At 44.0% G+C, this 13,304-nt stretch carries 9 protein-coding genes and 1 tRNA gene; 6 read left to right on the top strand and 4 right to left on the bottom strand.

Annotated elements, in window-relative coordinates; translation table 11 throughout:
• Window positions 1-269: 269 nt before the first annotated feature.
• The 3 genes from G9G54_RS16120 to G9G54_RS16110 are packed head-to-tail and all read left to right on the top strand — an operon-like array spanning window position 270 to window position 4,251.
• Window positions 270-1,886, top strand: coding sequence for a spore germination protein (locus G9G54_RS16120; RefSeq protein ID WP_165178837.1), 1,617 nt, complete (start codon window positions 270-272; stop codon window positions 1,884-1,886).
• A 12-nt stretch (window positions 1,887-1,898) separates the two neighbouring features.
• Complete coding sequence (locus G9G54_RS16115; RefSeq protein WP_165178836.1) at window positions 1,899-3,125, top strand: Ger(x)C family spore germination protein; 1,227 nt, start codon at window positions 1,899-1,901, stop codon at window positions 3,123-3,125.
• A gap of 28 nt (window positions 3,126-3,153) precedes the next feature.
• Complete coding sequence (locus G9G54_RS16110) at window positions 3,154-4,251, top strand: GerAB/ArcD/ProY family transporter (protein WP_165178835.1); 1,098 nt, start codon at window positions 3,154-3,156, stop codon at window positions 4,249-4,251.
• Between the two features lie 215 nt (window positions 4,252-4,466).
• Here the strand turns inward: G9G54_RS16110 and G9G54_RS25730 are convergent, their stop codons facing one another.
• From G9G54_RS25730 to G9G54_RS16095, 4 genes are all read right to left on the bottom strand, one after another.
• A complete protein-coding gene (locus G9G54_RS25730) occupies window positions 4,467-4,640 on the bottom strand; it encodes a hypothetical protein (RefSeq protein ID WP_238808144.1) in 174 nt (57 codons plus the stop codon).
• 371 nt (window positions 4,641-5,011) lie between these two features.
• Window positions 5,012-6,430, bottom strand: coding sequence for a helix-turn-helix transcriptional regulator (locus tag G9G54_RS16105; protein ID WP_165178834.1), 1,419 nt, complete (start codon window positions 6,428-6,430; stop codon window positions 5,012-5,014).
• A gap of 514 nt (window positions 6,431-6,944) precedes the next feature.
• A tRNA-Thr gene (locus G9G54_RS16100) sits at window positions 6,945-7,016 on the bottom strand.
• 73 nt (window positions 7,017-7,089) lie between these two features.
• Entirely contained in the window at window positions 7,090-7,437 is a 348-nt protein-coding gene (locus G9G54_RS16095; protein ID WP_165178833.1) for an MTH1187 family thiamine-binding protein, read from the bottom strand.
• Window positions 7,438-7,962: 525 nt separating this feature from the next.
• Here G9G54_RS16095 and G9G54_RS16090 point away from each other — a divergent pair.
• The 3 genes from G9G54_RS16090 to G9G54_RS16080 all read left to right on the top strand — a co-directional run bounded on the left by G9G54_RS16090 (window position 7,963) and on the right by G9G54_RS16080 (window position 13,253).
• Entirely contained in the window at window positions 7,963-10,296 is a 2,334-nt protein-coding gene (locus tag G9G54_RS16090) for a ribonucleoside-diphosphate reductase subunit alpha (RefSeq protein WP_165178832.1), read from the top strand.
• Window positions 10,297-10,316: 20 nt separating this feature from the next.
• Entirely contained in the window at window positions 10,317-11,348 is a 1,032-nt protein-coding gene (locus G9G54_RS16085; protein ID WP_165178831.1) for a ribonucleotide-diphosphate reductase subunit beta, read from the top strand.
• 165 nt (window positions 11,349-11,513) lie between these two features.
• Complete coding sequence (locus tag G9G54_RS16080; RefSeq protein ID WP_165178830.1) at window positions 11,514-13,253, top strand: methyl-accepting chemotaxis protein; 1,740 nt, start codon at window positions 11,514-11,516, stop codon at window positions 13,251-13,253.
• The last annotated feature ends 51 nt before the right edge of the window (window positions 13,254-13,304 follow it).

Here is a 13,304-nt window from a genome sequence, read left to right as displayed (position 1 = left end):
TACAATGAGGTGATCATATCATAATCAGAGGCCTGTATACTTATATCTTAAATTGATTCTGTTGCTCTAATACTGTGGATTTTAATATATGGTTCAGTATGAATAAACCTGTAGACTACAATACGTCGTTAGGGAACGGGGGTCTCCACAATTGTAATCATAGTTGCATTGGATTGGTATGCAAGCACTTTTGACAAGAACCGTACATACAAATCGTGGAATAGTAGCATATTACAGTTGACTGCTAACTAGAAGGGGACTGTATTGCTGTGGTTGACAAGTTAAAAGAATGGCTGTTTAAACATCCTTTACGATCCAAAAATGGCAGGAGCCCTAAATCAGTTAATGACAAAAAATCGAATGAGTTATCCAAGAAGCTGAGTGGCACGCTTAAAGGCAACGTGACCATGCTGAAGCACGAAATAGGACATAGCACGGATTTCATTCTTCGTTCCTTGAACGATAAACAGGGCAATCCGGTTCTCGCTGTAGCTTTTCTTCAAGGCCTGATTGATCAGCAAATTTTAACGACACTGCTGGAGGAGCTCACTGCAGGTATTCGAAATGGGGATCTCTCTGATCGTAATGTTGAAAGTTGGTTGATGGATCGTATTCCTATTGGGGGCATCACTTGCCTTGAAAATGAGCAAGCACTTATCCATGCCGTTCTTTATGGACAGGTGGCTCTCCTTGTCGAAGGCAGCACCAAGGCCTTTGCTGCTTCTATTAGCGGGGGGGCTAAAAGAGCGGTTGAGGAGCCCACATCGCAGACAGTAATCCGCGGCCCTAAAGAGGGGTTTACGGAGGATATATCCACCAATATCGCGCTCCTCCGGAGAAGGATCAAATCAACTGAACTCCACATTGATTCTCGAATTATCGGATCATACACGCAGACGAAGGTATCGGTAGCACATATTCGAGGCATTGCAGATCCAGAGGTAGTTAAGGAAATCTCCAGACGATTAGATTCCATCAACACTGATAGTATTCTCGAAAGTGGATATATTGAGGAATTTATTCAAGATGGGGTATGGACACCCTTTCCAACCATTCATAACACCGAGCGCCCGGATGCTGTAGCAGGTAGCTTGCTTGAAGGGCTGGTAGCAATATTGGTTGATGGGACCCCATTTGCGCTGATTGCTCCCGTAACCCTTTTTCGGTTTATCGCATCCAGTGAGGATTACTACCAGCGATATGATTTGGCATCTTTTCTTCGGATCGTTCGGATGGTATCCTTTTTCTTGGCATTGTTATTACCCTCATTCTTTATTGCAACAACTACGTTTCACCAGGAAATGCTGCCTACAACAATGCTCATCACTCTGGCTGCACAGAGAGAGAATACACCATTGCCAGCACTGCTTGAAGCAATGCTAATGGAGCTGACCTTCGAGGTTATCCGCGAAGCAGGAGTACGAATGCCGCGTGCTGTAGGGCCTGCAATCTCTATTGTTGGGGCTTTGGTTCTTGGACAAGCTGCCGTCCAGGCGGGGTTGGTTTCCGCAGCTATGGTGATTGTGGTATCATTCACGGCTATATGCAACTTTGTGCTACCTGCGTTCAATATGGCGGGGGCTGTTCGTTTACTCAGGTTTGTACTCATGCTGCTGGCGGGTTTATTTGGGTTATACGGCGTTTTGTCGGCCTTGGTTCCCATCCTCGTTCGATTAGTATCTATGAATTCGTTCGGTGTTCCTTATATGATGCCGCTCGCACCTTTCTATAAGAGCAATATGAAAGACCTGTTTGTACGTGTACCTTGGTGGAAGATGAAGAAACGGCCGGTAATGATTGGGGATTCCAATCCAGTAAGGCAGGCAACGGAACAGGAATCATTTGCAGAGCAGGCAGGGGAACATGGCCGAGATCCCATGGCCTAAGGAGGAACCGGTATGTCCCAATTAGGAAGGTTTTTTATGGTTTTGGTCGTGTTGTTCATTTTGGCGGGTTGCTGGAACCGAGTCGAACTGAATGAGCTGTGGGTAACTGCAGCTACAGGAGTAGATATGATGGACGACGGACAGTGGATGGTGTCCTATCAGATTATTGTTCCCTCCGCCCTTGCAAGTGGTACCGGAGGAGGAACGGGAGGGTCTTCCCAACCGGCATCCCATGTACTCTCTGTAAAGTCCAAAACCTATAACCAGGCCTTATCGTACAGCAATTTAAAAACATCAAGACGAATTTACTTAGCACATAATCGTGTTGTATTTATCGGTAAAAGAGCAGCTGAGAAGGGAATGGACCGTTTAATCGATTATTATCTTCGTAATACGGAAGCGAGGGAGATGGTAAATATGATTGTAACGGACGGACTAGCATCCGATCTATTAAAGAAATTATTGCCGCCTGAAAAACTTCAAGGCGTCGCCATGGGTGAATTGGTCGACAAAGAGAGCGATATTTTATCGTTGTTTCCAAAAGTTAGGGTTTATGATTTCGTATTAAGCATGAACTCGGATTCCAAATCCATTGGAGTACCGGTCGCCGAGTTGACCGGAGAAAGGGACTATCAGGACGAGAAGGAAGCAGAGAGTCTGGATGTCTTCAAAAAAACCTCGGTCCCACTCAAGCTGGCATTGACTAAATTGGCGGTATTCCAAAAAGGAAAGCTCAAAGGGTTTCTCAACAAGGAAGAGAGTCTGGGAGTATCTTATCTGTCTCAAAAGGTTAAAAACACCGAAATTTCATTCCCTTGCAGCGAACAACTTGGCAGGAAAATGTACTCTTCCCTACTAGTAAACTCTGCGGTTGTAAAGCTTACACCCAGAAAAACGAGTTCTCATTACACCATGCAGGTTAGAGTTAAAATTAACGGAACTTTAAATGAAACCACATGCACTAAGGATATTTCCAAGACGGAGACCATACATGATTTGGAAGAACAGATTTCAAAAGAAGTGACCAGAACGATAAATGAGGGCTGGGCTAAACTCCAGGAACTTGGTGTGGACGCAACCGGTTTTGCTGATCGGATTCACCGAAAGTTCCCAAGGGAGTGGGAGACTTTAGAAAATAACTGGGATCAGGAGTTTAAGAAGATAGAACTGGACATTCGAGTGGATGCACGGATTCAGCGTCCTGGACTCCTACAGAAGCATATCGGAAGTGAAACCTAACTCATTTATATGAAGGGGCTTTAAAAGCATGCGTGAAACCGTTACTAGAGTATCCGGGTTAGCTATCGCCTTTTCCTTGTTTCAGGTTGGCAGTACAACATTATTCTTATTGGGAGCAACAGCCAAACAGGATGCATGGCTAGCCATGTTGATAGGTGCACTTGCGGGCTTCGTACTGCTAATGATGTACTTATTCATGCATAAAATTGACCCACATCGGGATTTGTACGAGCTCCTATGCCATTATTGGGGAAAATGGGTTGGCAGTCTGGGTGGGTTTCTGTTCATCGGTTACTTTACTTACGAAGCTTCCAGGAGTGTCAGAGACATTGGTGAGCTCGGAGCATTGACTTTGCTGAACAGAACCCCTACCGAAGTCATTACGTTTATAGCGTTAATTGTCTGCGCCGATGTGGTTAGGTTTGGACCGAAAGTTTGGTTCCTTCTATGTCATATATTTCTTCTTCTTTTGGCGTTTGGTTACGTCATTCTACTATTGCTTACTCCTCTTACAGGACTCATTCACTTTGAATTTTTGTTTCCTGTATTGGAGAACGGTTTAACTCCCGTAGTGAAGGCTGCCATTCCCGAGATCATATCTTTTCCCTTCGGTCAGACAATTCTTTTTCTTGTGCTGTTCAAGATCGTCGCGGATAAACGTAAATTAAAGCGGTCGATCATCATTGTCTACTGGTTCACTGCTGTGTTCCTTATCGTTATGAATGAACTATCAGTCCTTGTTCTAGGTCCAGAATGGGCAGCATCAAGTACCTATCCCTTATTCGAGGTTACTCAACTAATTCAGCTTCCGAAGATCGTTGAGAGAGCTGATGTCCTGTTTTCGATGATTCTTTTTATTGGAATCGGAGTCAAAACGGCTGGTTTTATGTTTGGTGCCGTCATTGGACTGCAAACGATAACCCCCTTTAGATATAAGCCTGCTTTACTGTTGCTAAGCATCATCATATACGCTCTTACGCTTCTCTCCCCTAGGTTAACCGAATTTTTATGGTTTGGTCTTCATGTAGCCTTGGTTCAAATCTGGCCTATTTTTCAGATTGCACTGCCTGTCCTCCTTTTCCTGACCATGCTAATTCGGAAGAAGAAGAGACGGGCATATAGTTAGCAGCTACTGTAGTCATGAGCATGTTGATTTTCCGCACCGGTTGAAACTTCTTCTACGGAAGGTCGTGTGGCGAAAAACCTGCTAAAACAGGATTTCAAGGCGCACAAACCTAATCAAAAATGGGCACAGATATCACGCAATATCGTGTAGGGAATTGCTGGGTATATCTATCTGCGATTAAAGATTATTCAACAATGAAATTGTAGCCCACCAACTCAGCGAACATAACGACAATCGAATTGATTGTACAGACGTTCGCCAAAGCCTTTGCCAAGCAAAAAGACGTGACCGGACTGGTCGTTCACAGCGACTAGGACTTCCAGTACACGTCTCACACTTACCAAGACACGCTTCCAAATGTTGGCACCAAAATCAGCATGTCTTGTCATTTTACAACTATTAATCTGATCTTTATGGTCACTTTGTCTTAACCTGCCAATTCAATTAATCATAACAGAGAGCTTATTTTGTATACATTATTTGTAATGCAGCATTGCTTTTAATTACACATTAATTCTTCAGTTTTGGGAATCATAAATAAACAAGGAGAGGTTTTGAAAGGGGTACTGTTCAATACACTGTCCTTAGATTCGTTAAACACACTGTTTCCTCAGATCGTTCAACAAAAATCCCCGCCCACCAGTTAAGGTTTGCGGGGATTTTTGGGACTGATGTTTAAGCTCCTCCAATGGTAACCTGAGGCTGGATACTATGGTGGTTTAAGGCTTGATCCGGCACAGTTATAATAAATAACAAAAAGCTAGCCGCGATAATCAGCAGTACCGTTTTTTTCAACATTAGTCATCCACACCTTTTCAATAAGATTTAAAAAACCAGTTTTGGTTTCAGGAACAGCATGATCCCGAAAATGTAAAAATAGCCCCATACAATTAATGAAATAAGTCTCATTATTTAGTGTATGATAACTTACCGTTGAATACATCAAATGTTTAAAACCATCATTGTAGGAGCCTCGATGTAAATAATAATAAGCTAACTCGTAACCAAACCACGCGATATAGTCCGGTATCACTTGCTGTGTATACATATCATCGGATAGAGGATGTTCAGAAAACGAATTAATCTCCGATTCAATTCGTTTGAGTATATCGTCTACATCTATGCTATATTGGTTTGCGGCAATTATAACATTGAGTAGTTTTGATATCTTCTCGTTTTCGTTAGTCGCTGATGTGGCTACAATATATTCAACATAATCATGCAGCACATTTATATCTCCTGATAAAAGTTTATATACGTAAGTATTACCTTCTGCCCAACTTTTGAACAAGCTAATCCAGTGCCGGGTATCTTCGTCAGTCTCCATTACCCAATCTAAATTAGCGTAGGTGTATGTATAGTCTAGAGCTTGTTGATAATCGCCTTGGGCTTCACAGACGCTTGCACACAACAGGTCAGCATAGGAAATGTATACAAACAATGGACGGCTTAGCTTATCAGTAGAGTCAGTGTGTTCTCGACTGTTCTGTTGATGTTTCAGTGTATATTGGATTTCGGCTTTAGCTCTCATTTTCTTCGCCATTTCGTCAACCTTGTCCCATTTACGCAAAGACCTGTATACGTTCGCTAAATCCTTTAAAGCATCAAGTTGGTCTATTTCATCAAGGCGCTCAACAAAAACTTCAAAAATCGTAGCTGCACTAAGATTACGGCTTTGATCGTCTCCAACTTGAATCGTAAATATACGATATTGACAGACTGCCAATCGTTCTGAATGTTGATATTTCTCCGCTTCAGCTACCCCCTCATAGAGCAGCAATGCAGCCGCATGTCTTCCTTGCGCCAACAATTCTTCTGCAATTTCAAATAGTTTGGGTGAATACAGTAGATTGTCCATGATGGCTCCCACCACTCGACGGATCGCATCCAACTTGTCCAACTCCGCACAGCGAAACAAAAATGGCTCGATTCGCCTCATATTCGGAGGATGGTCGATGATGTAGTTTTCTATGAACAAGTCATAAAAGTGACCTTCTGGTAAACCCATAGCCTCAGTAATTCGATCCAGTTGGTTAACAGACAAAGGCTTGTTTCCTGTCACGATAGCACTTACTGCTCCCCTATTCATATCCGCAATATGACCAAATTGTGTTAAACTCAATCCTTCTTGTTGTAGGTATCTGTCTAATTCTGCTCGAATCGTAGGTGTATGCTTCATGCCATAGCCACCCTTCGCATAGAAATTCCAGTATTTTATAATCATTTACTATTTTTGTCCAGTAATTAACAGTTGTCAATATCTTTTTTTGCGAATCATGTGGAAAAGCCACGTTTGTCATAAGGGCACCCCTGTAAACAAAAAAACACCCCACCGACATTAAGCCAGCAGGGTGTTTCGTATTTCCAAACGCTTGTGATTATTCCTCATTATCTGTAGTTGGACTGTCAGCCGACTTACCATCCACATAAGCCTCAGCCAGAATATAAGCAATCACTGCACCGAATCACGACATTACTATCGTATTTTAGACACAATCGTAAAAGAGCAACCTGACTTTCCGCGGATTCGTTTCTATGATCTAAGACACGCTCATAACAGGGAACTCATGAACACTGAAAAAACCACTTTACTATACTAAAGGTTAGAAGATTGTTAGAAGATTGCCCAGAATCACAAAAAAGCGCGTCCTCCAAAAAGCTTGGAAGTCGCGCTGTGCTTGAGTTGATAGCTATGCTGGTGAAGGGAATTGAACCCCCGGCCTACGCATTACGAGTGCGTTGCTCTACCCCTGAGCTACACCAGCAGGTCAGTGTAACTGACAACAAAAACTATTATACTCTTAGTTACATAAAAATCAATCACTTACATCAACTTTTTCAACTAGGATTTGGATTTAGTTCGGTAACATTTCCTGTCGTGGTGCCAGATAGTTTCTCTGCGACGGAACGGAGCTTTTGGTGACTGGAGGAAGGCTTGTCACGGCGATCATCAATTTTAACCGAGGTGGAAACACGCTTGGCTCCAGACAGGAATGGCGCTTCGTGCAGCGCAGCAATGGCGGTGAACACATCGTCCAACGAACCTTCAATAATCGTACTCATGGAGGTAAGCTCATAGGTAATTCCTTTTTGCGTCTTCAACACTTTTTGCATCTGGGCAACGTAGTCGCTCAGGCTTGTACTCCCCGTTCCAATCGGGATCACTGTCACTTCTGCAATAGCCATCGCCAAGTTCCTCCTTTAATTTAAAGTCGTCGCTTCTTTAAAAATCTAAAATTTCAGTCCGATAGAGCGAGCAACCTGATTTCACAAAAATAGTTCATATGTATGCTGCTTGTTTCTGCAGGAAACACTCTATCATTCATTGTACCGTTCAAACTGCCTCAATTCAAATACAGCCCGCGACTTCTCTGCATATTTTGATTTTCCATTCCTTTTCCTTTACGTATGGCTTCGAATGTTGCTATAATACTCCTTGCACTTATTTGAAATTTTAAGTTTATATACACAATATGTTGGGTTAAATATTCATAACACGTCTAAATATAGTGATGTAGCCGATAAATCGTACGGGAACCATCTTTTCCCCCTTCATTGGCAGGTGCATCGCTATTTCTATGTTATTGGATTACATACAGCCCCCAAATGCTGTCTGACCATCGCTTTTTTCGCCATTATCTTCTCATTATGATCATTTTCATGCCTATTCCCAAGTATGATTCCAAATCAGGAAAGCGAGGAATTAATCCTATGCCACAACTCGTAACCAAACCAAACAATCGCCAGTTGGCTTTTGATGAAATACGCATTTCCGTATATGCCGACCGTGTACTCAGCGGGCTGGACAAGCTGGATAAAGATCGTCTCATTCGTGGTGTAACTAGCAAGCTGCGCCGGGACGAAGTCACGGGGGATGACATCAGCAACGCGTTTGCGATGGCTGCTCTTGAATTGGTTAGTAAGGAAGAACCGGACTGGAAATTTGCCGCTGCGCGTGCTTTGCTCACTTCCTTGTATAAAAAAGCGGCCACTCACCGCCGTTATAAATCCTATGCGGACGAGCCTTACGGTGCTTTTTATCCACTGATCACTGATTTGGTCCAAAAAGGAATTTACCGTCAAGAACTGCTCGACTACTATACCAAGGAGCAGATTGATGAGTTGGGTGATTCCATATTGCCGAAAAATGATCTGTTGTTCGATTATATCGGGCTGTTAACGCTGTCTGAGCGCTATTTGGCGAATGATTTTGACGGACGCGTAATGGAACTGCCACAGGAACGCTACATGATCATTGCGATGTACCTGATGCACCAAGAGCCTGCCGACAAGCGGATGGAGCTGGTGAAGGAAGCATACTGGGCGATGAGCAACATGTACATGACAGCAGCTACACCAACCATGTCCAATGCCGGAAAAAAGGTGGCCGGACAGCTCTCCAGCTGCTTTATCGACACCGTAGACGACTCGTTGGAAGGCATTTTCGACTCCAATACGGATGTAGCCCGTCTTAGCAAAATGGGCGGCGGCATCGGCGTATACCTCGGTAAAGTACGGGCGCGTGGCTCCGATATCCGCGGACATAAAAATACAAGTTCCGGCGTCATTCCGTGGATTCGCCAGTTGAACAATACAGCTGTTAGCGTAGACCAATTGGGTACTCGCAAAGGTGCAATTGCCGTATATCTGGACGTATTCCACAAGGATATCCTCGCGTTCCTTGACCTGAAGCTGAACAACGGTGACGAGCGGATGCGTGCACATGACGTGTTCCATGGCGTATGTCTGCCTGATCTGTTCATGGAGCGGGTCGAAGCACGGGGTGAATGGAATCTGTTCTGTCCGCATGAAGTGAAGAAAGTGATGGGCTGGAAAGATGACAAGGGTCGTCCACTGGGCCTGGAAGATTTTTATGATGAAACCTTCGGTTCAGGTACCTTCCGCGAAAAGTATGAGGAGGCGTCACAGCATCCCATTCTCTCTCGTATTACAGTGCCTGCCATCGACATTATGAAGCGCCTGATGAAGTCACAACTGGAAACAGGTACACCTTACATGTTCTACCGTGATACGGTAAACCGGGCGAACCCAAACCGCGCCCATGGTATGGTATATTCCTCCAACTTGTGTACGGAAATTATGCAAAACCAATCTGCAACTGTAGTAGAAAAAGAAGAATTGGTCACCAAGGACGGACAAACACGCATCGTTATTTCCAAAATTCCTGGCGACTTTGTGGTGTGCAACCTGAACTCCATCCATCTGGCTCGTGCGGTTCCGGCAGGTGTGCTGGATCGCCTCGTACCGATTCAGGTACGTATGCTGGATAATGTTATTGATATCAACAACATTGAAGTACTGCAAGCACAATATACGAACAGCCAATATCGCGCTGTCGGTCTGGGTACATTTGGACTGCATCATCTACTCGCACTGGAAGGTATCCGTTGGGAATCCGATGAAGCGGTAACCTATAACGATCATTTGTATGAAAAAATTAACTACCTGGCAGTCAAATCCAGCATGGAGCTAGCGAAAGAAAAAGGCCGTTATGCCAAATTCGAGGGTTCTGACTGGTCTACTGGGCACTATTTCACTTCCCGTGGCTATACGGATGGTACACGTGAAGGCAAATTTGTCACTACGTCCGAGTGGAGCGAGCTTGCAGAAGAAGTCCAACAAAATGGTGTCCGCAACGCATGGCTGTTCGCCATCGCGCCTAACGGATCCACGTCTATTATTGCAGGCTCTACCGCCAGCATTGATCCATTGTACGAGCTGCTTTCCTATGAAGAGAAAACAACTTACAAGATTGCTAACCCTGCACCAGATTTGAACGAAAAAACCATCTGGTACTACAAGACGGCTTTCTTGCTGGATCAACACGCTTCGATCAACATGGCTTCTGCACGTCAGCGTCATATTGACCAGGGCCAAAGCTTTAACCTGTATGTACGGCCTGATATTAAAGCAACTGAATTTTTAGAGCTGCACATCCATGCCTGGAAATCAGGTATGAAATCGACCTATTATGTACGCAGCCGCGCACTGACGATTGAAGAATGTGATAGCTGCGCATCCTAAATTAAAGGAGAGAATCTCCCATGCAGTTACAAAAGATTTTCAACACGGAAGCACCAAATCGCTCTACCCGTATTATTGAAGGCGAAAACTCCGGTATTTTGAATTGGAACGATATTCGGATGCCGCATATGTACAAATTGTATAAAGTGCTGCTGCTGAACCACTGGATTCCAGATGAAATTCCGATGTCCAAGGACGCGTCCCAGTTCCCTGTGCTGGATGCCGAAGAACAGCGCACCTTCAAAATTAACATCGGCCTGCTGGCTGTGCTGGATTCGATGCAAACAATGTTTGTCGGGGATGTAAAACGCTATTTTACCGATTCCTCGCTGGAAGCTATTTCAGCAATTATCGGGCAGCAGGAAGTGGTGCATAACCAGTCCTACTCCTACGTTCTGTCTTCTTTGGTGTCAGATCAGGAACAGAAGGAAATTTTTGAATATTGGAAAAACGATCCTGTCCTGCTGGAGCGTAACACATTCATCTCGGACATTTATCAGGAGTTCCGCGATGAGCAGAACCCACAAACCTTTTTCCAAGCGATGGTAGCCGATTTGATTTTGGAAGGCATTTTCTTTTACAGCACATTTGCTTTCTTCTACAATTTGGCCCGTGATCAGAAAATGATGGCAACCAGCCAAATGATCTCGTATATTCAGCGTGATGAAAATCAGCATTGCTACTTCTTTGCCGAAGTGTTTAAGCAGCTACTGTCCGATTTCCCTGAGCTGAACACCAAGGAAAATACGGACTATGTCTATCGTATGATTAGCCGCGCTGTGGAGCTGGAAACGAATTGGGCGCATTATACGCTCAAAGAGGTTCGCGGCATCGACTTGAACGAGCTGAGCGATTATATCAAATACATGGCAAATATGCGCCTGAGATTGCTTGGTATGGACAAAGCGTACGAAGGCGTAGATGTAAACTGTATGCCTTGGATTAAACCATTCTCAGACGAAGCGCTGAATGCGACAAAAACGGACTTTTTTGAAGCAAAATCACGCAATTATGGCAAGGTCGGAGATGACAACGGATTTGACGATTTGTAAGTCATAAGATACAGCCTTAGCTCGGTACTTACCGGGCTAAGGCTTTTTTCATGAGAATTTACGCAAATACGCAAAAAAATCATGAAACATCTGAATTACTATTCATATTTTCCTATTTGTACACGATATATATGAAGGTAAAAAAAACATAGTAAGGAGTATATTATGAAAAGCAGCGTTAAAAAAAGAATGGGATTACAATCCAAACTCTACTTCATCTTGCTCATTCCTTTAATAGTGATTGGCGTCATTGTTCTGTGGACGACCAATCAATCTATCCAGAATGCTTCTCTATCAACCATGCAGCTAAACAATGAAACGCTGGCAAAGAACACGGCCCAGCTATTGGACAAATCCGCAGTCAAGAGCTTAAATACTGATTCATCTGAGCAAAGTAGCGAGTATAAACAGCTTCGTAACGAGTTAAATACGCTCAGGCTGCAAACTGGAATCCTGTACATCTATATGTATAACCGTGTGGGCAATGAGTGGAAAATTACGGTGGATGGAGCCGCATGGGACGACAAAGACTACAGTCCATTCGGAACTCCTGTAAGTTTTACCCTTAAAGAAACGGAAGAGAAATTGAAACAAGGGGAAACAGTGACTACAGATATTACAACGGACCCTGAGTGGGGGACGATGTTTTCCTCCTTTACTCCCATTAAGGATACAGATGGAACCATCATTGGTTATTTGGGAATCGATAGATCCCTGTCCTCTGTGACTGAAGTATACGAGCATACCTTGCCCGAGGCCTACCGATTAGTTATTCCTGTTATCTCTATCATTCTGATCATCTCAATTGCGGCTATGATGCTGGTAACCCGGCGTATACTGCGTCAGGTGAGATTTATTAAAAATACACTGGAGCAAGTAGCCGACGGCAACCTTACGGTTACATCGTCGCAAGTAACATATGATCAGTTAGGCGAAATCAGCAAATTGACGAACAAAATGGTGGAAGCCATGTCCAATATGATTGTGGATATTCAAAGCAGTTCAAGCACACTCCAGCACGCATCGGAGAATATCGTCGTGACAACGGAGGGGACACTCCACCAAACTGAGGAACTGTCCCGCACACTCCAGCAAATTGCCGATGTCTCTATTAACCAAGCGGATCAAGCAGTGGAATCGGTTCAACAATCTGACCGATTAGGACAAACGCTGGATGAAGTCGGAAGCCATGTGCAACAATTTACGGATACGGCCCATCATCTCAATGAGGTTCGTAATCAGGTAGCCAGTGAGCATGAACTGTTATTAGAGAAAGGACGAGAAAGCGCCCTGCGTATCAAGCAGATGCAGCGTATGTCACACGCATTAACCGAAAAATCGCGCGAGGCGGCTAACATCGGTCAGCAGGTACAGGGCATCGTAAAGCAGACGCAGATTTTGTCCTTTAATGCATCTATTGAAGCCTCACGTGCAGGCGAAGCTGGCAAGGGTTTTTCTGTAGTTGCTCATGAAATGGGACAACTTGCTCAGCAATCTGCCATATCGATTCGGGAAATCGATGAAATCTTAAGAAGCTTTGTTGAGCAAATTGAGCAAATGGGTGATCAATTTGATGAAAACATAAAGACCGTCAATGAACAAGAAATCCAAATTTCGGTATGTCTACAGTCTGTTGACAAAGTCACCCAGGTTTCACAGGAAGTTCAGGAGTTAGCTGCACATCTGGCTCAATTGACGGCAGAAATGCAAGAGGTACGTCACAGTGTAGATCAACATTTGAATCACACAGCCAGCGCGGCACAGCAGACTGCCGGAATGACCGAAGATGTATCAGCAAGCGCTCAGAAGCAGGCCCTAGCAGTAAAAGAACTATCCGAAGTAGCCCGCAATCTCACTACACTATCAAACAATCTGCAGCGTCATGCCGACCAGTTCCAGGTGTAAACTGCTGAATAGTGAATATTATGTTGGATTCGATTCAACTAAACGAAAAGA

It is taken from the genome of Paenibacillus sp. EKM212P (assembly GCF_011066115.1).
Lineage (GTDB): Bacteria > Bacillota > Bacilli > Paenibacillales > Paenibacillaceae > Paenibacillus > Paenibacillus polymyxa_B.
The sequence above is the reverse complement of the archived record's forward strand: the minus strand, read 5'-3'. Positions and strand labels throughout refer to the sequence as shown.

Coding starts and splice junctions, on each gene's coding strand:
- G9G54_RS16115 (WP_165178836.1), top strand. CDS start 1,899: ATGTCCCAATTAGGAAGGTTTTTTATGGTTTTGGTCGTGTTGTTCATT.
- G9G54_RS16110 (WP_165178835.1), top strand. CDS start 3,154: ATGCGTGAAACCGTTACTAGAGTATCCGGGTTAGCTATCGCCTTTTCC.
- G9G54_RS25730 (WP_238808144.1), bottom strand. CDS start 4,640: ATGACAAGACATGCTGATTTTGGTGCCAACATTTGGAAGCGTGTCTTG.
- G9G54_RS16105 (WP_165178834.1), bottom strand. CDS start 6,430: ATGAAGCATACACCTACGATTCGAGCAGAATTAGACAGATACCTACAA.
- G9G54_RS16095 (WP_165178833.1), bottom strand. CDS start 7,437: ATGGCTATTGCAGAAGTGACAGTGATCCCGATTGGAACGGGGAGTACA.
- G9G54_RS16090 (WP_165178832.1), top strand. CDS start 7,963: ATGCCACAACTCGTAACCAAACCAAACAATCGCCAGTTGGCTTTTGAT.
- G9G54_RS16085 (WP_165178831.1), top strand. CDS start 10,317: ATGCAGTTACAAAAGATTTTCAACACGGAAGCACCAAATCGCTCTACC.
- G9G54_RS16080 (WP_165178830.1), top strand. CDS start 11,514: ATGAAAAGCAGCGTTAAAAAAAGAATGGGATTACAATCCAAACTCTAC.